The sequence below is a fragment of the Roseibium sp. RP-7 genome (assembly GCF_053005225.1).
Window position 1 is genome coordinate 1,556,499 of the sequence record NZ_JBRKQA010000001.1, and the last position, 20,608, is coordinate 1,577,106.

Genomic DNA, 20,608 nt, shown 5'->3' on the forward strand with positions numbered 1-20,608 from the left:
AGAAAAATGAAGAGAAAACTGGCGGAGCCGCATGTTCGACTGGGCCTATAAGAAACGCTTGAAGGACGACCTGGAACTTTGGGTCGAGAAGGGCTGGGTGAGTTCTGCCGGTGCAACGGCCATATTGAAGGAGCAGGATCAGGACGACGGTCGTTCACGCCTGCCCATGGCCCTTGCCGGAATTGGAATGGTCTGCGTGGCTTTGGCGCTGCTGGCGTTCATTGCGGCAAACTGGGGAGCTATCCCGAAGTCCGTGAAGCTCGTCGGCATTGCACTGCTTGTCGTTGCGAGCAACGGTCTTGCGGCCTTTGCCGCTACAAGAGGGCGCAAGGGTATCGCGGATCTTGCCACTGGCTTTGCAACGCTGGTTTTTCTCGGTGGCATGGCGCTGGTCGGACAGATCTTCCACTTGCCCGCAGACTGGCCCGGTGGTGCTTTCCTTGTCTGTCTCGGTGCATTGGCTGCCGCGTGGCTCACCGGTTCGAAAACATCCCTGATCGTCGCTGCCGGTGCTGCCATAACCTGGCAGATCATGCGGTCCGAATTCGGTTCGGCACCGCTGATGGAAGATCTGATCGGGCTTCTCCTTCTTGTCGCGGTGTTTGCACATCCGGTCATCCATCCCGCACGGCTTTCGCGCTGGGCCGCGATTTCGCTGCTCTGGGTAACCTATGGCCGCTGGTTTGGCGAAACAGCGGAACTGATGAGCTCCAGCGATGATTTCATCACTGCAATGTTCCTAGCCGGAACCGGTGGTATGGCGGCCGCGATGATGTTGCTCGATCCCGTTGCCGATCTTTTCGTGAAGTGGTCAAGCGACCGGCCGACGCGCAGTCATGGGCATTGGCTGATGGCAAGGTCCCTTCAGGATGTCGGTATTCTGGTCTTGTCGGTGCTGGTCGTCCTGGCGCTCGTGTTTGTTCCCGAGGTTGCGGATGAACCGACCTTGGGCGGCCTTGCAACACTCCCTGCCATGGTGCCGTTGGCCGTCGCTCTGGCTCTCCTGGTGACAGGCCTGCTGCTATCCTACAAGACCGTGAAGTCGGGGGCGCTCTTCGGGGCAACCGGCCTGGCGCTCGTGGCCGTGCTGATGCCGGTTCTGACAGCCAACGTTCTCGTGCTTGCAGCCTTTGTTCTGGCCGCACTAATCGGTCTGTGCGCGCTGGGGACATGGTATAACAACAGGTTCTGGATGCTTTGTGCCTATTTCGGCCTGACTGCGGTCGCGCTCTGGCTGCTTCAGGTCACCATCGGCAGTTTGCTGGGGCAGTCGCTGTTCTTCCTGGTGGCAGGAGTTCTGCTGCTGGGAATGGCCCTTTGGCTGGCGCGTCTGATGAGGCGCGGTGGCCGGACGCCGGAACAAGGTGACGTCACCGGGGAGGTTCAGGAATGACCACGGCAACTGCAACTCCCGTTTCAAAACCGCAGTCCCGCGCCCAATGGCTGCTTTGGGGACTTCTGGCCCTGATCCAGCTTGGCCTCATCTCAATCCCGTTGTTCGACCGGCTGGACGTGCAACACAGCGGAACCGCTGTTTCGCTTGCCGTGGTGCCGGTTGACCCGAGAGACCTGCTCCGTGGCGACTATGTGGTGATCAATCTTGCGATCGGCACCATTTCCAGGGCGGTGCCCGGAGCTGACAAGGTCCAGTCGGGAGACAACATCTTCGTCGGTCTGAAGTCAGAAGGAACGGGTGCTGCGGTGCCGGTCTTGATCGCGAAGGAAAGAGCTGACGCCGGTGATCTGGCGATCGCCGGTACCGTTCGCTCCGTTCTTGGTGACGAAATACGGGTGGACTACGGTATCGATGCCTTCTTCCTGCCCGAGGGCGAGGGACTTGAAATCGAACGCATGGACACATCGCGCATTCTTCTTGAAATCTCGTTGACCGAAGACGGCCGGTCGCTGCCGGTAAACCTGCTGGTGGATGGAAAAGCAATCCGGTCTGATGCGATCTTTTGACCTTCGGCCATTCTGGCGGTATGAGCGCGTCAGCTGAAACCCGTCTGAAAGACCGCCATGTCCGATCCCGCGCTCGATACACTCGTCTTGCCTCTTGAAACCGGGGCTGTCGAGCTTGCCGACAAGAGCCGCGTTCTGTTCCTGCGCGCAAGGACAGGGCGTCCGCTTGCAGCGCTTGCCGACGCAGATCTTGTTTGCGAACAGAGTTTCGCACCAGACCGGGATGCGCTGCAAAAGGCAGGGCTGAAGGTAGACGCGGAGACGGAAGACAAAAGCTTCGACGCTGTTCTCGTTCTTCCCGGTCGTCAACGGCAGGAAGCAAGGGCACAGCTTGCCCGTGCTGTTTCAAAGACACGGCCGGGTGGAACCGTGATTGCCTGCGCGCCCAACACCGAAGGTGCCAAGACGCTGGAAAGCGATCTTCAGGAGCTTCTGGGCAGCGCCGAGAAAATGACCAAGAACAAGTGCCGGGTTGTCTGGAGTGAACTTTCCGATGACAGCCTGAACACCGAGCTTCTCGCCGAATGGCTGGTACTCGATGCGCCGCGGACCGTGCTTGACGGCGCATTCGTCAGCCGGCCGGGCATCTTCGCCTGGGACAGGATCGACCCGGCCTCCAGACTTCTGGCAGACTTTGTGCCGGCAACGCTGAAGGGCAGAGGCGCTGATCTTGGAGCGGGCTTCGGTTATCTGACACGTGCCGTTTTCGAGAAGGCTCCGAAGGTCACTTCGATGGATCTCTACGAGGCGGAAAAGCGTGCGCTGGATCTGGCCGAACAGAACCTGGCTGCCTTCAAGGGCCTCAGAACGATGAACGGCATCTGGTCGGATGTGACCCATGGCATCGAAGGACCTTACGACTTCATCGTCTCCAACCCGCCGTTCCACCAGGCCGGCAAGGCAGATCGCGCCGACGTCGGTCAGGGCTTCATTCGCGCCGCTGCCCGCGGACTGCGGCCGGGTGGCGAGTTCTTCATGGTCGCGAACCGGCATCTTCCCTACGAGCACACGCTGGGCGAAGTCTTCGCCGATGTGAAACAGCTCGCCGACGAAGGTGGCTACAAGGTAATCCGGGCTGTCAAAGGCAAGGGAGGTCGGTAAGATGCGTCTTGTAAAACTCCTTGCCAATCTCGGCTATGGCAGCCGGAAGGAAATGCAGGTCGCCATCCGCAACGGGTGGCTCACAGACCGCGAGGGCAGCCGTTTGAAGGCGGATGCCAAGACCGCTCACGAGGACATCCTCTTCGACGATGAGCCGCTCGACCCCGCACACGGGGTGGTGATCCTGATGAACAAGCCGCTTGGCTACACCTGCTCCATCAAGGATCAGGGCCGGCTGGTCTATGACCTGTTGCCGGACAGGTTCCGCATGCGAAAGCCGGTTCTGTCCACCATCGGTCGGCTGGACAAGGAAACGTCCGGTGCCTTGCTGTTTACCGACGACGGCACATTCCTGCATCGCGTCATCTCGCCGAAGTCCGAAGTTCCCAAGATTTACGAAGTGACGCTCGACCGCCCGATGAAGGGCGACGAAGGCGCGCTGTTTGCCTCCGGCGACATGATGCTGGAAAGTGAAGACAAGCCGCTGAAGCCGGCGGAGCTTCAGGTTCTGGACGAAACCCATGCCCGGCTGACCCTGCATGAAGGCCGGTATCACCAGGTACGCCGCATGTTTGCAGCAACGGGCAATCATGTCACCGACTTGACCCGCAGCCACATCGGCGGCCTCGGTCTGGAAGGTCTCGAAGAGGGCAAATGGAAAGTGCTGTCCGAAGAAGAAAAGACACGCATTTTCGAAGGCGGATGAGGTCACGGTTTCCTGTTTCTGCTGCGAACCAGGATTTTTTTGTGATGAGAGGTTTCTCTTTTAAGTTCAATAAATTCAGGTACTTATATTTTATCTGATCGCCAATTTCTGAAAAATTCCAAAAAAGATTTCCCCCTGCTGCATCCAAAATTCGATCTGCCGTGTTTCCGGGAAGTGAGGCCAATCCGATGCCTCCTGCCTTTGAGAGACGGAGATCTGAAATGCCCCTTATTGCACGTAGCCTTCTGACAGCATCCGCCCTTGTTCTTGCCGCTGGCGCTGCTCACGCGACCCCTGCGATCGGTCTTGCCGGTGAAAAGACCCTGGTGGTCATCGACAGCAATTCCGGCAAGGTCACCGACACGATGGAAGTTTCCGGTGTCGACAGCCTGCTCGGCATTGACCTGCGGCCGGCAACGGGGCAGCTGATCGGCGTCAGTGGCGCTCATGAAATCGTCGAGATTGATCCGAAGACCGGTGCGGCAACGGTGATTTCCAAGATGGACAAGATGCTGCCGCTGAAAGACGGGCAGCCTGTCATCGTCGACTTCAACCCCAAGGCCAACAAGTTGCGCTTCATGACCGGTGTGACCAACCACCGGGTTGATATCGAAAGCGGCAAGGTGACCGTCGATGGCAGCCTGGCCTTTGAGGAAAAGGACATGCATGCGGGTGAGGCGCCGAACATCGTTGCTGCCGCCTACATCAACTCCTACGGCCAGCCGGAAACGACGGCGATGTACGACATCGACGCGACCATTGGTGCCGTCATCCGTCAGACTTCGCCGAACGATGGCACCCTTGCGGCCGTTGGCAAACTGGGTGTGGACGCTGCCGAAACCTATGCCTTTGATGTCGCCACCGACGCGGAAGGCAACAACAAGGCCTGGCTGGCAACCGGCACGTGGCTGCACACCGTTTCGCTGGAAACCGGCAAGGTGACCGACAGCTGGGAACTGGGTGGCCTGGAATGGCCGCTGCGCGACATCACGTTCATGACCGCGATGTAAGCCCCATCCAAAACACATACTGACAGAGCATCTTCAGCCCGCTGAATGAACAAGGATGCTCTGGGCTTTGCGGCCCCGTCCCACCTGGTTCGCAAAGCCGATTGCCGGAGCAGCCTGGACCACCCACCCCAGGCTGCTCCGGTCCCTTACCGGTACGACTGGTCCGGCAACGCTTCTGATGCGTAGCACTCAGGAGCCCTGGTGAGATTGAACAAGTGAGACCAACGTGCTGGATATGCCGGAAAGCGTAAGCGAAGTGGATCACGCGGCCCTTCTGGCCGCCTGTGCACGCAAGGACCGGCAGGCCCTGCGACAGATCCTGGAACTGGAAGGCCCCAAGATGCTGGGCATTGCCAAGCGCATGTTGCGCCGGCAGGACCTTGCTGAAGATGCGCTCCAGGATGCGTTGGTCCTGATCTGGCGCAAGGCTTCCCAGTTTGATCCTGCGAAGGGATCCGGACGCGCGTGGATCTACGCGGTCCTGCGGAACAGGACCTTGAACATGCTTCGTGACGGGGCCCGGGAATCGGCAACCGATGACGACAAGCTGGAACGTCAGATCGACGGCAGCGAACTGAACGAGGCGTGGGAAATGCTGGGCCATGACAGCGAGTTGCGCCGTTGTCTCGGACGACTGGAAACGGAAAAGCGCAGTGCCGTGCTGATGTCCTATATCTGGGGCTACACCCATGGTGAAATTGCCGGCCGGTTGTCGGCCCCCCTTGGAACGGTAAAGGCGTGGGTGCGCCGTGGCCTGACTTCCTTGCGGGAGTGCATGTCATGAGAACGGCCCGCCGAAATCTTGCTGAACTTGCCGACGAATTCGTCATTGGCCTGTGCGACCCAGAAGAACAGCGCGAAGTGGAAGATCGCCTGATGAAGGAGCCGGAATTGGCCGTTCTCGTGGAACTTGCCCGTCAGCGGTTCGCCGCCCTCGACGCCGCGACGCCCCGTGAAGCCGTGCCGGAGAGCCTTTGGCATCGCGTTGAAAGGCGTCTGGACGCGGTGGAAGAGAGTATTGCCGCTCCCGAGACGAAAGACAGTCGTGTTGAAGCGCCGGTGGATCTCAAGTCCGAGAGAGAAAAGCGCAGCAGGCCAATGATGTGGACGGCGGCAGCCAGCCTGGCAGCGAGCCTCGTACTTGCCATCGCGCTTGTCTGGAACCTCATGACGACAGTTGAACCGCAGGTGATTGCCGTGCTTGTCAACGATGCCGGGCAGCCTGTTGCGATGATCGAAGGGGCTGAGAACAACGCGACCCAGGTCACGCTTCTGGGGCAGACCGATGTCCCGGCAGGCACGATCCTTCAGCTCTGGACCAAACCGGATCCGGATGGGCCGCCGGTTTCCCTGGGCATCTTCGATGAGCCTAAACAAACGATCCTGCAAGCTGCCGGGTTGCCGGTTCCCAAGCCTGACCAGCTTTATGAGATCACCTTCGAACAGCCGGGAGGCTCTCCAACCGGGTTGCCGACCGGCCCCATCCTCGGCAAGGGTCTTGCCAGGGAGCCTCGCTGATCATCGGTGTGAAAAGCACCGGAACGTGTAAAGAACTGGAGAGCGCCCGGACATGTTCGGGCGCTCTTGACTATGAGACCCTTAATTTCTTTTTCGGCTGAGGACTCGTATGCGGCTGTCGAATTCGCCGCGGTCGACATAACAGCCGCGCAGATGGCGGAACCCGGTGCCAGGGTCGAAAGCGGCTCGGCCATGCAGGACCCGCCGATTGTCAAAGATCACCATCTCTCCGCCTTTCAGCCGTGTGGTGATGACGTAATTCCTTGATCGGGTCATCTGCATCAAGGTGCGATACGCCCCGTAATAAGCTTCCATTCGATCGGCCGGCAGATCGAAGATCCCGGCGAGATGGGCGTTGAAATGGAGCTCCTGCACGCGTGCGAACAGATCGAGTTCGATCACCGTGTGATGGCGGCGGATGTCGTAGTCCTCGTCGTGAAAGCGAAAGGGCACCGGCGTCTCGGCAAGGAGCCGGAAGGCCTCCGGATCGAGACGGGCGAGATCGTCCGCAATCGCGAAGCCGTCACAAAAGGTCGAACCGCCACCTTCTGCTTCATTGGCAAGACAATGCAGGAACTGGAAGCCTGGTGGCAATTCCTGATTGGCCAGGTCCGTATGCAAAGGAAGGGCATGGGACGTATAGGCCAGGTTGTTCGGGTTCGGCTTGGAAATGACCTCAAATGTCGTGCCGAAATTGGTCTCCCGAAGAAAACCGATCCTGCGGGCGACATCGACACCTGCCTCCACGTCGTCAACCATGCCGTCAACAAGAGCAAGGCCGGTTTTCTTGGCTTCGATCAGGAAAGCGAGAAGGAGATCGTCGTTGACCATCAAGTCGGCGGCCGCCGCGCGCGGAAGGCTTTCCGGGACAAGATCACCGCGCCACAGCGCAGGCTCGATCTCGGCTGGATCGGCAAGTCCGACCCCTGGCCGGTGATCGAACAGCCAGTCGGCCCTGTAGCGGCTGACATGGCCGTCGCCGGACCAGGTTAGAATAATTTCATCCGCATCCTGTTCGGCCTTCGCGATGGAAATATCCATCGCAATGCCGGTCAGGTCGAACTGGCGTTCCTGCGTTTGCGGATGAAACCCGCTCGGGCAGTTGTCGCGAAGCCAGATGAAGGGAAAGTCGGTGCTGGTGCCATCGGTCCAGGCGACAGAAAGCATGCGGTCCTCACCGCGCAAGGTCACGTTCGTCATTTCGAAAATCCGTTGATGTCTTGGAGGGGAAAGACACCGGCAAGAGCCGGCAAACATCAACGGTCGGCAGGGGGCGGCCACCACCAATAGGCCTTGTTATGCGGATTGCCGCCATTGCGGCCGAGAACAGAAACCATCCACGGAACAGCCTGAACGCAGGCGATGCCTGCTGTTGAACCTGAAAAACGCTACATCAAAAAAAGCACCCGGCAAATGAAATTCTGCCGGGTGCCAGTCATCTCAAATAAATTCAGGTTCAGTTCTTGGATGCCTTGGCTGCAAGGGCAATGGCGATGTAGCTCCAGCCGTTGATCAGCACGGAAATGCCGGCCAGAAGGCCAAGTGCCCAGGCGGCCGAACTCGGCAGCTCCAGCCAGATCATGGCACCGGCCACCAGGGACACGAGCCCTGCGATCAGCACCCAGACCCAGCCGTCATGCGGCTTCAGTTTGAAGGCCAGCAGGATCTGGCTGATGCCCTGCGCCACGAAGATGGCGGCAATCACCAGTGTCAGCGCGATGGTTCCCGCGAGCGGGTTCACATAAATCACGATCCCGCCGATGACAGCGATAATGCCGGTGATCAGGTTCCAGAGGAAACTGGCGGTACCATGGGTCTTGAAGGAATTGTAGATCTGAACCAGGCCGCCGACGAATAGCACGGCCGCGATCAGGATCGTCACGGCAATCGACGTTGCCAGGGGAGCGGCGATCAGGATGATGCCACCTATGACCAGCGCAATGCCGAGCGCCAGAAACCAGCCCCAGTTGTCCTGGATCTTTCTTCTCATATTCTCTACGGCCTGAACAGCATCTGTCATTTTGACCTCCTCACGCTCCGGTTGCCGTTGTTGACCGTAACCCCTTTGCAAATAAACGCAATATCCTGATGACAAATTGCCCGGGAAGGGGATCGTTCGACTGTGACTTGACTTTTGATGTGTATATGCACACAAAGCCCGCATGGAAGAAGACGATTTCTCGCTCTGCGTTCTCGACAACGCGCGCAAGGCCGCACGTGCCGTCAGCCGGCACTATGACAAGCTGGCGCGGCAGGTTGGCATGACGGCCGGTCAGTTCTCCGTTCTTGTCTCGATCCGCAAATACGAAGGTGTGACGACGGCAGCACTGGCCAAGCGGCTGTCCATGGAACGAACGACGCTGGTGCGCAATGTCGCTCTTCTGGAGCGCAAGGGGCTGGTCGCATCGCAACCCGTCCGGGACGGCCGCAGCAAACAGTATCGGCTGACCCCGAAGGGTGCGGAGCTTCTTGATACTGCCGTCCCGTTGTGGCGGCAGGCCCAGGCAGACGTGAAGGGACATCTCGGCAGCGATGAATTTCTGCGTGCCATCGACACCCTGAAACGGCTTTCGGAGCTATAGCCGGGCAAAAAGGATTTCCATCTCGGGCGGACTGGCAAACCGCCTCGACACATCTTAACTGCCGGGGCGGGGGCGCTGGCAAACCAATGTGAGGTAAGACATGCGACGTGTGGTCGTGACGGGACTGGGGATCGTTTCCCCGCTGGGCACCGGGGTAGATGCCTTCTGGAACCGGGTGAAAGACGGGAGCAACGGCATCCGCCAGATCACCCACTTCGATGCAGGTGAGCTGGCTTGCCAGATTGCAGGCGAGGTACCTTCCAAAGCAGAAGACGAGCATGGCTTTGATGTCGATGCAGTGATGGATCCGCGCGAACAGCGCCGCTCTGACCGGTTCATCCATTTTGCCATGGGAGCGGTTCAGGAAGCGCTGGCCCATGCGGGTTGGGAGCCGAAGTCCGACAGGGACAAGGAACGCACAGGCACGATCATCGCGACCGGGGTTGGCGGGTTTCCGGCCATGACCGCCGGTACGCGGCTGGTGGACGAAAAAGGCCCCCGCCGCGCGTCGCCTTTTCTGGTGCCGTCGTTCCTGGCCAACCTGGCTGCCGGGCAGGTCTCCATCCGGCATGGCCTCAAGGGGCCGATTGGCGCGCCGGTGACTGCCTGTGCCGCCAGCCTTCAGGCCCTTGGCGATGCCGCCCGTATTATCCGTTCGGGAGAAGCCGACGTGATGGTGGCAGGCGGGTCAGAAGCCTGTATCGACAAGGTTTCCTACGCCGGGTTCTGTGCCGCGAAGGCCATGTCCTCCAAACGCAATGGCGATCCGGCACATGCGTCCCGGCCATTTGACCAGGACCGTGACGGCTTCATCATGGGCGAAGGCGCTGGCATCCTGATCCTTGAAGACCATGACCATGCCACCGCCCGCGGTGCGACGATCCTGGCCGAGTTGGCCGGTTACGGCACCAGTGCCGACGCCTATCACGTTACCGCGTCTTCGCCGGACGGTGAGGGCGGTCTGCGGGCAATGCGGCAGGCCTTGTCGACGGCCAATCTCTCGCCCGGTGAAATCGGTTACGTCAATGCGCACTCCACATCGACGCCCGTCGGCGATGCTGCCGAAATTGCTGCATTGACAACACTTTTCGAAAACCGTGGCAAGGACCTTGCGGTGTCGTCGTCAAAGTCGATGTTCGGCCACCTGCTGGGGGCCGCGGGAGCCGTGGAGGCAATCGCCTGCGTCAAGGCCCTGATGAGCGGTCTGCTGCCGCCTTCCCGTAATCTGGAAGCGGCCGACGAGGCCATGAGCCGGTTCGAAATGATCCCCGGCAAGGCCATTGCTCGTGACGTCAACCACATCCTCACCAATGGCTTTGGTTTCGGCGGTGTGAACGCCAGCGCGGTGTTCTCGAAGGTGTGAAACTAAAAGACCGTCAGACACTGCTCATTCTTTGAGCTTTGTAAAATGAAAAATCCCATATATGAGAAAATTCTCATTTATGGGATTTTTTTTGATGTCGAACCTTGATCACGATCTTGCCCGGCGGCTGACCGAGCTGCGACGGGCCAGAAACTGGCCACTGGAAGATCTGGCCGAACGCACCGGTATCAGCCGGGCCACCCTTTCGCGGATCGAGCGCGGCGATACCAGCCCGACCGCAAGCGTTCTCGGAAAACTTGCCGCGGCATTCGGCCTCTCAATGGCCGAACTATTCGGAGCGGCCTCCGCTACGATCGAGCGCCTTGTTCCTCGGGACGCGCAGGCCGTCTGGACGGACCCGGAGACAGGTTATGTCCGCCGCACATTAACGCCGGCAGCAAGCGGGTATCGCGGGGCCATGATCGAAGGTTGCATTCCCCCGGGTGCCACCGTTGCCTATGCCGCTCCGCCGGTTCCGGATCTGGAGCATCAACTTGTGCTTCTGGAGGGGAGCCTGCGGATGATCATCGGCCCGGATGCCTACGACCTGGAGCCTGGTGATGCCCTGCAGTTCCGTCTCAACGCCCCCAACAGTTACCACGCGTCTGGAACGGTTCCGGCACGCTATTTCCTGACGGTGATCACGCCATGACACTTCCCGTTACCGAGACCGGACCTCTGCAAGTCCAGCCGTTCACGCCTGAAGCACCCGTCGATCTGATGTCCGCAGATGAGGTGCGCAGGTCGCTTCCCGCCCTGGGGCAGCTTCTGAAAGCATGTGTCGAAGATGGTGCCGGGATCGGCTTCCTTTTGCCGATGCCACAGGCCAAGGCGGAAACCTTCTGGGCGAGCAAGCTGCCCGCCATCGAAAGTGGGGAGGCATTTCTGCTTGCCGCGCGTCAAGGGGCGGACATTGCGGGCGTGGTGATGCTTGTGAAGGCAGGAGCCGACAACCAGCCCCATCGGGCGGACGTCGCCAAGCTGATGGTTCATCCGGAACATCGGCGCAAGGGACTTGCCAGAAAGCTCATGTCGGCCATCGATGGCCTTGCCCGTTCCGAGAACCGCTGGATGCTGGTGCTGGATACGGTCACCGGAGATCGGGCGGAAAAGCTCTACCCGACTTGCGGATACCAGAAGGTCGGCGTCATTCCGGACTACGCCTATAACAGCCACGGCCATCTGGACGCGACAACCGTGTTCTTCAAGGATTTACGGTGAGGGGAAGCGATTTGCTCCGCAGTAGAGGCGGCGGAGGCCCGAGGCACGGGTCTCCGCTGGGCTTTGCCTGGTTTGCCAGTCGCCAAGATGGCTCAGCTGAGGAAGCAGACCCACCACGCCTGCGTTAGTCGCTGAATTCCACAGAGTCCGCCTTGACGCCAAGTTCCTCGAGCACTTCCTGAACCGCCTCCATCATGGGCGGCGGTCCGCAAAGGTAGAACCGCCGGTCCAGATCAGGCACGAATTCCTTGATCATGTCCGCGTCGATCATGCCGTGGTGGCTGCCGGCCGTGTCCTCGTCTGACAGAACGTGATCGATCTTCAGGCCGTCCATAGCCTCAAGTTCCTTGCGGTAGATAATGTCCTCCGAGGTCTTGTTGGCAAAGATCAGCTGGTTACCGTTCAGCTTTCCCTTCTTCTCCAGGTCCCGGAATATCGCAAGGAACGGCGTGATGCCGGCGCCGCCGGCAATGAACACACCCGGCTCGTCATAGCGGAAGGTCTTGAACGGATCGGCGATCAGCACGTGGTCGCCCTCCTTCAGCTTGTGAAGGCGCTCCGTAACCCCGTCGTGATCGGGGTATCCCTTGATAGTGAATTCGAGGGTTCGCTCTTCGGGCAAGGACGTCATCGTGAAGGGGCGAGTCTCGTCCCGCCATCCGTCTTCATCGAGCGCAATCTCTGTCGCGTCACCGACCTTGAAGTCGAACCCTTCAGGCTCGACAAGACGGAAGCGTTTCACATCGTGAGTGACCTGGTCGATCTTGAGAATGGTCGCCTTGTGCATCTGTGCGTCTCCTTCTTGCTCGAAAAGGAAACGCGACAGGTGGCGGCAGGTTCCGCCAGAACACGGTGTCCCGGCTGGGTGCCATAGGTCTGATTTGGTGCAATGTGCCCGGTGAGGCGCCTAGTGCTCCCGAGACCATGTGATCGCGGTGCCGGAGTGCAGAGCTGGGCGGTCCCAGAGTTGAATCAATTTCTGAAGTTGATGTGCCGAAGAGCTTGCCTAACCTGCCTCGTTCAGCATTTCCAGCTCCAGCCACTGCTCTTCCGCAGCATCCTTTTCATTCGTGAGATCAGTAATTTGCTGGGATATCTTGGCAAATTTGTCAGGGTTCTTCACGTAGAGCTGCGGGTCGTTCATTTCCGCCTGAAGCGTTTCGAGACGTGCTTCAAGTTTCTCAATCGTGTCCGGCAGGGTTTTCAGAAGATGCTGTTGGGTGAAGCTCAGTTTTGATTTTGCCTGAGGCTTTTGCGGCGAAGCCTCTGGAGCGGAAGACTTTTCCTTCTTCACGGGCGCTGCCTTGTCGGCCTTGCGGGCGGTCACGCCTTCGCCGCGCTGTGCCAGCATGTCGGTGTAGCCACCGGCATATTCACGCCACAGGCCGTCGCCCTCCGAGACGATCACGGAGGTTGCCACCCGGTCGAGAAAATCGCGGTCGTGCGAGACGATCAGGGCTGTGCCGGGATAGTCGGCCAGCAGTTCCTGCAGCAGGTCGAGCGTTTCAAGGTCGAGGTCGTTGGTCGGTTCGTCGAGCACCATCAGGTTCGACTTGTTGGCCAGTGCCCGGGCGAGCATGGCGCGGGCGCGTTCACCGCCCGACAGCACACCCACAGGCGTACGGGCCTGTTCCGGCGAGAACAGGAAGTCCTTCATGTAGGACATGACATGCTTGGTCTCGTCGCCGATCACCACCGTATCGCCGCGCCCGCCGGTCAGGACCGAGGACAGCGTGTCGTTGAGGTTCAGGTTCTCGCGCTTCTGGTCGAGCGTGACCATTTCCAGGTTGGTGCCGAGCCGTGTCGTGCCCGTGTCCGGTGCCAGTTCGCCTGTCAGCATCTTCAGAAGCGTCGTCTTGCCGGCGCCGTTCGGGCCGACAAAACCGATCCTGTCACCGCGCTGGATGCGGGTCGAGAACTCCTTGACGATGGCACGGTCGCCATAGGTCTTGGAAATGCCCTTGGCTTCGATCACCAGCTTGCCCGAAACTTCGGCATCCGTGGCAGCAAGCTTGGCGGTGCCTTGAGGCCCGCGATGTTCCCGCTTCTGTTTGCGAAGGTCGGCAAGCTCGCGCACGCGCCGCATGTTGCGCTTGCGCCGGGCGGTGACACCGTAGGTCATCCAGTGCTCTTCGCGCTTGATCTTCTGTGCCAGTTTCTGCTGGTCGATCTCTTCCTGCTCGAACACCTCGTCGCGCCAGGCTTCGAAGTGGGCAAAGCCCTTGTCGAGCCGGCGGGCGACGCCTCGGTCGATCCAGACAGTGGTGCGCGACAGGTTTTCCAGGAAGCGACGGTCGTGGGAAATCAGCACCAGGGCAGACTTCAGGCTCTTCAGCTCCTGTTCCAGCCATTCGATGGCGGGAAGGTCCAGGTGGTTGGTTGGTTCGTCGAGCAACAGGATATCCGGCTCGGGGGCGAGCGTCCGGGCGAGGGCAGCTCGGCGGGCTTCGCCGCCGGAAAGGGACTTCGGGTCTTCCGTGCCGCTAAGGCCCAGGACTTCCAGAAGATAAGCGCCGCGATAGGGATCGTCGCCCTCGGTCAGGCCTTCGTTGACATACTCCAGTGTCGAGGCGTAGGCGGAAAGGTCCGGATCCTGCGGGAGATAGCGCACCGTGCGGCCGGGCTGGAAGAAGCGTTCGCCCTTGTCCATCTCCACCATGCCGGCAGCAATCTTCAAAAGGGTCGACTTGCCGGAGCCGTTGCGGCCGACAAGGCACATGCGCTCACCTTCGGAAACGGAAAGCTCGGCACCGGTAAGAAGTGGCGTGCCGCCAAAGGTCAGATGAACGTCACGAAGTGTCAGCAGCGGTGGGGCCATGAGGGTCTTGTTTTCCCGGTCGGAATGTCGGATCGGCGCCCGGTTTACTGGCCGCGCGTGAACCGCGCAAGCGGCCCGGAAAGAACGCCCAGCATTTTTGATCGGGATCGGAGAGATTTTGGTGCCCGAATGCGTTATTCTGGGCAGCGTGTGGACAGGGGCGACCAACAGGCGCGGGGCGTGCGCCGACAGGAGAGAGCATCATGTCTGACCTGAACCTGGCGAAACGCGAAAGGGGCTCTCTTGCCCGCATGCGGTTTCGGATCTGTCTTGCCGCTGTCGCCATGTGTCTGGCCGGGGCAATCGCCGGCTTGACCGGCACATCGCCCGCACGTGCCGACGGGATCTATTTCAATGGTGTCGGTATCGGCTTCGGTTTCGGCAATCGTGGCTATCGCGGCGGTGCCTTCTACGCACCTTATGGTCTTTACGGCCCGCCTTACCGTCCCTATGGCGCACCTTACTATTACCACCCTTACGACATGCGGGCCTATCCCTACCGGTCGCGGGTCTATGTGAACCCGCCGCGCTATCGCGGACAACCGCAGCGTGTCCCCTATACCAAGACCGGACTGGCTCCTTTTACCCCTCAGTGGACGGCCTATTGCGCGCGGAAATTCAAGTCTTTCAACCCTGATACGGGCATGTATCTGGCTCATAGTGGAAAATATCGATTTTGCCGCTAGGATTGAAACATAATTGCGCGTGTTGAGGTCAAATTATTTGACCGCCGAGTAAAACAACGGAAAAATTTTCCGGTTTCGTTTAAAAACAAGCAAAAACATCGCCTTTTTGCGACTAAGGTCGAAATGTGCCGTTGGGGGATGCTTGATTGCTCGCAAAGAGCGTGGAATCTTGTGACCCATCGTTCCATTTGCTTCAACTATAACCCAAGAGGGGAGAGCGATATGTTCAAGTCCATGCGTGTGACAGCGCTTGCGGCTGCCTTGATGGCTGCTACATCTATTACTGCGGTTGCAGAGGTGGTCTACCACCGCGGCAACACTGCCGACCCGGAAACCCTGGATCAGCACAAGACCTCCACAACCTATGAAGCGCATATCCTGCGTGATCTTTACGAGGGCCTGGTTGCCTATGGCGCCGATGGCCAGATCATTCCGGGCGTGGCTTCGGAGTGGAAGGTTTCCGACGACGGCAAGACCTATACCTTCATGCTGCGCGATGATGCCAAGTGGTCCAATGGGGATCCGGTTGTTGCCGGCGATTTCGTCTTTTCGCTTCAGCGCATCATGAACCCGGAAACAGGCGCGAAATACGCCAACGTTCTGTATCCGATCCTGAACGCCGAAAAGGTCAACAAGGGCGAAGCCAAGCCGGAAGAACTCGGCGTGAAGGCGCTTGACGATCACACGCTCGAGATCGCTCTGGAGTCCCCGACGCCGTATTTCATTGACCTTCTGGGCCACCAGACCGGCCTTCCGGTCCATCCGGCTTCCGTTGAAAAATTCGGCTCCGATTTCGTGAAAGCCGAAAACATCGTCACCAACGGTGCCTTCACCCTCGCAGAATTCGTGCCGAACGCACATGTGAAAGCGGTCAAGAACCCGCATTTCCATGACGCCGATCAGGTGAAGATCGACACTGTCTTCTTCTATCCGACCGAAGACCGTGGCGCGGCTCTGCGCCGGTTCCAGGCCGGTGAGCTGCACACCAACAACGATGCGCCGACCGAGCAGGTCGCCTTCATGCGTGAGAACCTGGGCGACCAGTTCCACGTGGCGCCGTATCTGGGCACCTACTATTACGCGCTTAATCACGAAGACGAAGTCCTGAAGAACCCGGACGTCCGCCAGGCTCTGTCCATGGCGATTGACCGTGAGTTCCTGGCCGACGAAATCTGGGGCTCCACCATGGTGGCCGGCTATTCCTTCGTGCCGCCGGGCATCGGCAACTACGGTGAACCGGCCTATGCCGACTACAAGGACATGTCCCAGATCGACCGCGAAGAAAAAGCGATCGAACTTCTGACCAATGCCGGTTTCGGCCCGGACAATCCTGTCGAACTGACGATCAACTACAACACGTCCGAAAACCACAAGAATACGGCAGTCGCGATTGCCGACATGTGGAAACCTCTCGGCGTCAACGTCAAGCTGATCAACACCGACACCAAGACGCATTACGCCATGCTGCGTGACCGTCAGGACTTCGACGTCGCCCGCGCCGGCTGGATTGGCGACTACTCCGACCCGCAGAACTTCCTGTTCATGGTCGAGAGCGACAACGACGGCTTCAACTACGCCCGCTACAACAATCCTGAGTATGATGCACTCATGGACGAAGCGGCCGTCACGGTGGATCTGGAGAAGCGTGCGGACATCCTGAAGAAGGCTGAAGAGCTCTTCATGCGGGACCTGCCGTTCATTCCGATGATGTACTACGGTTCCATGAACCTGGTCTCCGACAAGATGGCAGGATTTGAGGACAACCTCCTCAACATCCATCCGTCCCGCTGGATGAGCATCTCCGAATAACCTGACAACATCGAGACCGGCAGGGCTTCCCTGCCGGTTCTTGCAAGGCGGCATCAATCAATCAAGATTGACCGAAAGACCGCCGTTTAACAAACAGAGGCAAAGCCTATGCTCCGATATGTCCTCGGACGATTGCTCGGCGCAATCCCGACGCTTTTTCTGATTGTCACGATTTCCTTTTTCCTCATCCGCATCGCGCCGGGTGGACCGTTCGATCTGGAACGTCCCCTGGAAGCAAAGGTGATGGAAAACCTGAACAAGATCTACCATCTCAACGAGCCCCTGTGGAACCAGTACCTGCTGTACCTGCAGAGCGTGGCCCGTCTGGATTTCGGTCCGAGTTTCTACTTCCGCGACTTCTCGATCAATGAACTGTTTGCGGAAAGTCTTCCCATCTCCATCCAGCTGGGCTTGTCCGCGCTCTGCCTGGCCCTGGTGGTTGGCGGTTTCCTGGGCGTGGCGGCGGCGCTGCGCCAGAACAAACCGGCAGACTATTCGATCATGGCTGCGGCAACGCTCGGCGTCACGATCCCCAACTTCGTCGTTGCGCCGATCCTGACCCTGATCCTCGGCGTGTGGCTCGGCTGGTTGCCCGTGGGGGGCTGGAATGGTGGGGCTTTCGTCAACCGGGTGCTGCCGGTCGTGACACTCGCGCTGCCTCAGATCGCAGTCGTGGCACGTCTGACGCGCGGCTCGATGATCGAGGCGCTCAGGTCCAACCATGTTCGCACTGCAAGGGCCTATGGGCTGACCTCCTACATGATCGTCGTGGTGCATGCGCTCAGAGGGGCGATCCTGCCGGTCGTTTCCTACCTCGGCCCGGCTGCGGCAGCGCTGCTCACCGGTTCCGTCGTGATCGAAACCATCTTCGGTATCCCGGGTATCGGCCGCTACTTCGTGCAGGGCGCTCTCAACCGTGACTACACCCTGGTCATGGGGACGGTTGTTGTCGTTGCCTGCTTTGTTATCCTGTTCAACCTCGTCGTGGATCTGCTCTATGCGCTGCTCGATCCGCGTGTGCGCTACGACTGAGGAGGAGACGACTGTGACCCTCACTGCAACATCATCCACCGGGGCGCCTGCTAAGGGGCGTTCCCTGTGGGACGACGCACGCGACCGGTTGCTCGCCAACCGTGCGGCGGTCGCCTCCATCATCGTGCTTCTGACAATCGGCCTGATCTCGATCCTTGGCCCGATCCTGTCGCCCCATCACTACGACACCGTCTATCGTGACTACGTGAAGGTGCCGGCCAGCCTGGAGGCCTATCCGAAGCCTGAGCAGGTCGAGCCCGGGTTCATGTCTTCCGCCAAACGGGCGCGTCTGACCGTGGATGCGTTTGAGCGCGAAGGCGACACGATTGTCGCCAAGGTCACCTCCAGCCGGGATATCGATCCCCGGTCGGTGCTGTATTTCGACCGCAGCGACCTGTTCAGGAATACCGAGCTGACGGACATGTCCGCAGACAACAAGTCTGCAACGGTCAGGGCCGACATCAACTTCATGCATTTCTATTTCGGCACCGACGCCAATGGTCGTGACATGATGACCCGGACCTTCATCGCCGGCCGCGTGTCGCTGACCATCGGTCTGTTGGCAACCATCGTTGCGATATCGATCGGTGTTCTCTACGGGGCGACTTCAGGATATCTCGGTGGCCGGGTCGACCAGATGATGATGCGCGTCGTGGATATCCTCTATTCGCTGCCGTTCATCTTCTTCGTGATCATGCTCGTCGTGTTCTTCGGCCGGAACTTCATCCTGATGTTCATCGCCGTCGGTGCCGTGGAATGGCTCGACATGGCGCGCATCGTGCGCGGGCAGACGCTGACCATCAAACGCCAGGAATATGTGCAGGCAGCCGAAGCGCTCGGTGTGGCCGATGGCGGTATCGTGCGCCGGCACATCATCCCGAATACGCTTGGTCCGGTCGTGGTCTACATGACCCTTCTGGTGCCGAAGGTGATCCTGCTGGAAAGTTTCCTGTCCTTCCTTGGCCTCGGCATTCAGGAGCCGATGACCAGCTGGGGCGTGTTGATTTCCGAAGGCGCGCGAAATCTGCAAGGGGCTCCCTGGATGCTGATTTTCCCGTCCATCTTCCTGACATCGACCCTGTTTGCGCTGAACTTCATCGGCGACGGCCTGCGCGATGCCCTGGACCCGAAGGACCGGTGAGGAGAAGACCATGACCAGCGAAACCAAGAAAACGGTCCTCTCAATCAAGGATCTGAAGGTCGACTTTGAAACCGCGACGGGTACCGTCAATGCGGTTCAGGGCGTCGACATTCACGTCCAGGCGGGTGAAACCGTCGCTATCGTCGGGGAAAGCGGCTCGGGCAAGAGCCAGACCATGATGGCGGCTATGGGCCTTCTGGCGTCCAACGGGCGCACACGCGGCGAGGTGATCTACGAAGGCCGGAATATTCTCGGCCTGCCGGTGGGCAAGCTCAACAAGATCCGCGGTGCCAAGATCACCATGATCTTCCAGGAGCCGATGACCTCGCTCGACCCGCTTTACACCATCGGACGGCAGCTGGCCGAGCCCATGGTCGTTCATGGCGGATTGTCGTGGAAAGCGGCCAAGGCAAAGGCCCTCGAGCTTCTGAAACTCGTCAACATTCCCGAGCCGGAACGCAAGATCAACGCCTATCCGTACGAGATGTCAGGCGGCCAGCGCCAGCGTGTGATGATCGCAATGTCGCTTGCCAACGATCCAGACGTGCTGATTGCCGACGAGCCGACCACTGCGCTCGATGTCACCACACAGGCGCAGATCCTGGACCTTCTGGCGGATCTGCAAAAGCGGCTCGGCATGGCGGTGATCTTCATCACTCATGATCTGGGTATCGTTCGCCGTATCGCGGACCGGGTCTATGTCATGAAAACCGGTGAAGTGGTGGAAAGCGGCGAGACCGGGCAGATCTTCACCCGGCCTGCGCATCCCTACACAAAGATGCTTCTGGATGCGGAGCCGACAGGCCACAAGCTGCCGGTGCCGGACAGCGCGCCTGTTCTGCTGGAAGCGCAGAAGGTCGAAGTGGAATTCGAGCTCGATTCCGGTTTCCTGAAGCCCAAGCATGTGTTGCGTGCGGTTGACGACATCAGTTTCTCGCTGCGCAAGGGCCAGACACTGGGCATCGTCGGCGAAAGTGGCTCTGGCAAGTCCACCCTAGGTCGTGCAGTGCTGAACCTGTTGCCGGCCGGTGGCCGGGTGGTGTTCCACGGACAGCAGATCACCGGCAAGAACCGTTCCGAAATGCGCGCGCTTCGCAAGGACATGCAGCTTATCTTCCAGGACCCTTTCGGGTCTCTGTCCCCGCGTATGACGGTCGGCCAGATCATTTCCGAAGGGTTGATGGTGCACGAACCCTCACTCAACGCCCGCCAGCGGGATGAGCGTGCCTGCAAGGCACTTGAGGAAGTGTCACTCGACCCGGTCATGCGCAATCGCTATCCGCACGAGTTTTCGGGCGGACAACGTCAGCGTATCGCGATTGCCCGCACCATGGTTCTGAAGCCGGAACTGGTCGTGCTCGACGAGCCGACCTCGGCTCTCGACCGGACGATCCAGAAGCAGGTGGTGGAACTGCTGCGTGACCTGCAGAAGGCTCATGACCTGACCTATCTGTTCATCAGTCATGACCTTGCCGTCGTGCGCGCGCTGTCCGACACGGTGATGGTGATGCAACGTGGCAAGGTTGTTGAGGCGGGGTCCGCCGACGCAATCTTCGAGGCGCCGAAGTGCGATTACACCAAGGAGCTGATCGGGGCCGCAATGCTGACCCAGCAGCAAATGATGGAAAGCGCCTGAGGGTGAACCCTCAATAAGCATCT

The 20,608-nt window shown here is 59.5% G+C and carries 20 protein-coding genes; 16 read left to right on the plus strand and 4 right to left on the minus strand.

The genetic code is table 11. The features are described 5' to 3' along the window. Positions 1-31: 31 nt before the first annotated feature. From ACVDG9_RS07050 to ACVDG9_RS07080, 7 genes are all read left to right on the plus strand, one after another. Positions 32-1,393, plus strand: a complete 1,362-nt coding sequence (locus ACVDG9_RS07050) for a DUF2157 domain-containing protein (RefSeq protein ID WP_447237615.1) — start codon at positions 32-34, stop codon at positions 1,391-1,393. Continuing rightward, the gene (locus ACVDG9_RS07055) at positions 1,390-1,962 is read left to right on the plus strand and encodes a GDYXXLXY domain-containing protein (protein WP_447237616.1); all 573 of its coding nucleotides are present in this window, start codon (positions 1,390-1,392) and stop codon (positions 1,960-1,962) included. The genes ACVDG9_RS07050 and ACVDG9_RS07055 overlap by 4 nt, the downstream gene beginning before the upstream one ends. A gap of 57 nt (positions 1,963-2,019) precedes the next feature. After that, positions 2,020-3,063 (plus strand): class I SAM-dependent methyltransferase, encoded by a 1,044-nt coding sequence (locus ACVDG9_RS07060; protein WP_447237617.1) that lies wholly within the window; start codon positions 2,020-2,022, stop codon positions 3,061-3,063. 1 nt (position 3,064) lies between these two features. Further along, positions 3,065-3,769 carry a pseudouridine synthase gene (locus tag ACVDG9_RS07065; protein ID WP_055658527.1) on the plus strand — a complete coding sequence of 235 codons (705 nt, stop codon included), beginning with the start codon at positions 3,065-3,067 and terminating at the stop codon, positions 3,767-3,769. Positions 3,770-3,990: 221 nt separating this feature from the next. Then, positions 3,991-4,779, plus strand: coding sequence for a DUF4394 domain-containing protein (locus ACVDG9_RS07070; protein ID WP_023000039.1), 789 nt, complete (start codon positions 3,991-3,993; stop codon positions 4,777-4,779). Between the two features lie 235 nt (positions 4,780-5,014). Next, a complete protein-coding gene (locus ACVDG9_RS07075; protein ID WP_055658528.1) occupies positions 5,015-5,563 on the plus strand; it encodes a sigma-70 family RNA polymerase sigma factor in 549 nt (182 codons plus the stop codon). Then, on the plus strand, positions 5,560-6,297 hold the full coding sequence (locus tag ACVDG9_RS07080) for an anti-sigma factor (RefSeq protein WP_152507208.1): 738 nt from the start codon (positions 5,560-5,562) through the stop codon (positions 6,295-6,297). The genes ACVDG9_RS07075 and ACVDG9_RS07080 overlap by 4 nt, the downstream gene beginning before the upstream one ends. A gap of 81 nt (positions 6,298-6,378) precedes the next feature. Here the strand turns inward: ACVDG9_RS07080 and ACVDG9_RS07085 are convergent, their stop codons facing one another. Then, complete coding sequence (locus ACVDG9_RS07085) at positions 6,379-7,497, minus strand: TauD/TfdA family dioxygenase (protein ID WP_447237618.1); 1,119 nt, start codon at positions 7,495-7,497, stop codon at positions 6,379-6,381. 256 nt (positions 7,498-7,753) lie between these two features. Continuing rightward, positions 7,754-8,317: an HdeD family acid-resistance protein gene (locus tag ACVDG9_RS07090; protein WP_031268980.1), complete on the minus strand. Its 564-nt coding sequence runs from the start codon at positions 8,315-8,317 to the stop codon at positions 7,754-7,756. Between the two features lie 142 nt (positions 8,318-8,459). Here ACVDG9_RS07090 and ACVDG9_RS07095 point away from each other — a divergent pair, with 142 nt between their 5' ends. The 4 genes from ACVDG9_RS07095 (at position 8,460) to ACVDG9_RS07110 (ending at position 11,463) form a co-directional block, all read left to right on the plus strand. After that, positions 8,460-8,879, plus strand: a complete 420-nt coding sequence (locus ACVDG9_RS07095) for a MarR family winged helix-turn-helix transcriptional regulator (RefSeq protein ID WP_023000044.1) — start codon at positions 8,460-8,462, stop codon at positions 8,877-8,879. Between the two features lie 100 nt (positions 8,880-8,979). Next, entirely contained in the window at positions 8,980-10,242 is a 1,263-nt protein-coding gene (gene fabF / locus ACVDG9_RS07100; protein WP_023000045.1) for a beta-ketoacyl-ACP synthase II, read from the plus strand. A 94-nt stretch (positions 10,243-10,336) separates the two neighbouring features. Further along, positions 10,337-10,894, plus strand: a complete 558-nt coding sequence (gene relB / locus ACVDG9_RS07105; protein WP_447237619.1) for a type II toxin-antitoxin system RelB family anti-toxin — start codon at positions 10,337-10,339, stop codon at positions 10,892-10,894. Beyond that, positions 10,891-11,463 (plus strand): GNAT family N-acetyltransferase, encoded by a 573-nt coding sequence (locus ACVDG9_RS07110; RefSeq protein WP_447237620.1) that lies wholly within the window; start codon positions 10,891-10,893, stop codon positions 11,461-11,463. The genes relB and ACVDG9_RS07110 overlap by 4 nt, the downstream gene beginning before the upstream one ends. Positions 11,464-11,587: 124 nt before the next feature. Here ACVDG9_RS07110 and ACVDG9_RS07115 read toward each other — a convergent pair whose 3' ends face one another. Then, positions 11,588-12,250: an FAD-binding oxidoreductase gene (locus ACVDG9_RS07115; RefSeq protein ID WP_023000048.1), complete on the minus strand. Its 663-nt coding sequence runs from the start codon at positions 12,248-12,250 to the stop codon at positions 11,588-11,590. A 219-nt stretch (positions 12,251-12,469) separates the two neighbouring features. Further along, positions 12,470-14,281, minus strand: coding sequence for an ATP-binding cassette domain-containing protein (locus ACVDG9_RS07120; RefSeq protein WP_447237621.1), 1,812 nt, complete (start codon positions 14,279-14,281; stop codon positions 12,470-12,472). 203 nt (positions 14,282-14,484) lie between these two features. Here ACVDG9_RS07120 and ACVDG9_RS07125 point away from each other — a divergent pair, with 203 nt between their 5' ends. From ACVDG9_RS07125 to ACVDG9_RS07145, 5 genes are all read left to right on the plus strand, one after another. Further along, positions 14,485-14,967, plus strand: a complete 483-nt coding sequence (locus ACVDG9_RS07125; RefSeq protein WP_447237622.1) for a BA14K family protein — start codon at positions 14,485-14,487, stop codon at positions 14,965-14,967. A gap of 222 nt (positions 14,968-15,189) precedes the next feature. Then, positions 15,190-16,776 (plus strand): peptide ABC transporter substrate-binding protein, encoded by a 1,587-nt coding sequence (locus tag ACVDG9_RS07130; RefSeq protein ID WP_062489583.1) that lies wholly within the window; start codon positions 15,190-15,192, stop codon positions 16,774-16,776. Between the two features lie 108 nt (positions 16,777-16,884). Further along, positions 16,885-17,808 (plus strand): oligopeptide ABC transporter permease OppB, encoded by a 924-nt coding sequence (gene oppB / locus ACVDG9_RS07135; RefSeq protein WP_031268981.1) that lies wholly within the window; start codon positions 16,885-16,887, stop codon positions 17,806-17,808. Positions 17,809-17,821: 13 nt separating this feature from the next. Then, a complete protein-coding gene (locus ACVDG9_RS07140; protein WP_168685688.1) occupies positions 17,822-18,949 on the plus strand; it encodes an ABC transporter permease subunit in 1,128 nt (375 codons plus the stop codon). A gap of 10 nt (positions 18,950-18,959) precedes the next feature. Next, on the plus strand, positions 18,960-20,585 hold the full coding sequence (locus tag ACVDG9_RS07145) for an ABC transporter ATP-binding protein (RefSeq protein WP_035908324.1): 1,626 nt from the start codon (positions 18,960-18,962) through the stop codon (positions 20,583-20,585). Positions 20,586-20,608: the final 23 nt, after the last annotated feature.

What these genes read in the sequence shown, in the direction of transcription:
- ACVDG9_RS07050 (WP_447237615.1), top strand. Translation starts at nt 32, where the DNA reads ATGTTCGACTGGGCCTATAAGAAACGCTTGAAGGACGACCTGGAACTT.
- ACVDG9_RS07055 (WP_447237616.1), top strand. Translation starts at nt 1,390, where the DNA reads ATGACCACGGCAACTGCAACTCCCGTTTCAAAACCGCAGTCCCGCGCC.
- ACVDG9_RS07060 (WP_447237617.1), top strand. Translation starts at nt 2,020, where the DNA reads ATGTCCGATCCCGCGCTCGATACACTCGTCTTGCCTCTTGAAACCGGG.
- ACVDG9_RS07065 (WP_055658527.1), top strand. Translation starts at nt 3,065, where the DNA reads ATGCGTCTTGTAAAACTCCTTGCCAATCTCGGCTATGGCAGCCGGAAG.
- ACVDG9_RS07070 (WP_023000039.1), top strand. Translation starts at nt 3,991, where the DNA reads ATGCCCCTTATTGCACGTAGCCTTCTGACAGCATCCGCCCTTGTTCTT.
- ACVDG9_RS07075 (WP_055658528.1), top strand. Translation starts at nt 5,015, where the DNA reads ATGCCGGAAAGCGTAAGCGAAGTGGATCACGCGGCCCTTCTGGCCGCC.
- ACVDG9_RS07080 (WP_152507208.1), top strand. Translation starts at nt 5,560, where the DNA reads ATGAGAACGGCCCGCCGAAATCTTGCTGAACTTGCCGACGAATTCGTC.
- ACVDG9_RS07085 (WP_447237618.1), bottom strand. Translation starts at nt 7,497, where the DNA reads ATGACGAACGTGACCTTGCGCGGTGAGGACCGCATGCTTTCTGTCGCC.
- ACVDG9_RS07090 (WP_031268980.1), bottom strand. Translation starts at nt 8,317, where the DNA reads ATGACAGATGCTGTTCAGGCCGTAGAGAATATGAGAAGAAAGATCCAG.
- ACVDG9_RS07095 (WP_023000044.1), top strand. Translation starts at nt 8,460, where the DNA reads ATGGAAGAAGACGATTTCTCGCTCTGCGTTCTCGACAACGCGCGCAAG.
- fabF (WP_023000045.1), top strand. Translation starts at nt 8,980, where the DNA reads ATGCGACGTGTGGTCGTGACGGGACTGGGGATCGTTTCCCCGCTGGGC.
- relB (WP_447237619.1), top strand. Translation starts at nt 10,337, where the DNA reads ATGTCGAACCTTGATCACGATCTTGCCCGGCGGCTGACCGAGCTGCGA.
- ACVDG9_RS07110 (WP_447237620.1), top strand. Translation starts at nt 10,891, where the DNA reads ATGACACTTCCCGTTACCGAGACCGGACCTCTGCAAGTCCAGCCGTTC.
- ACVDG9_RS07115 (WP_023000048.1), bottom strand. Translation starts at nt 12,250, where the DNA reads ATGCACAAGGCGACCATTCTCAAGATCGACCAGGTCACTCACGATGTG.
- ACVDG9_RS07120 (WP_447237621.1), bottom strand. Translation starts at nt 14,281, where the DNA reads ATGGCCCCACCGCTGCTGACACTTCGTGACGTTCATCTGACCTTTGGC.
- ACVDG9_RS07125 (WP_447237622.1), top strand. Translation starts at nt 14,485, where the DNA reads ATGTCTGACCTGAACCTGGCGAAACGCGAAAGGGGCTCTCTTGCCCGC.
- ACVDG9_RS07130 (WP_062489583.1), top strand. Translation starts at nt 15,190, where the DNA reads ATGTTCAAGTCCATGCGTGTGACAGCGCTTGCGGCTGCCTTGATGGCT.
- oppB (WP_031268981.1), top strand. Translation starts at nt 16,885, where the DNA reads ATGCTCCGATATGTCCTCGGACGATTGCTCGGCGCAATCCCGACGCTT.
- ACVDG9_RS07145 (WP_035908324.1), top strand. Translation starts at nt 18,960, where the DNA reads ATGACCAGCGAAACCAAGAAAACGGTCCTCTCAATCAAGGATCTGAAG.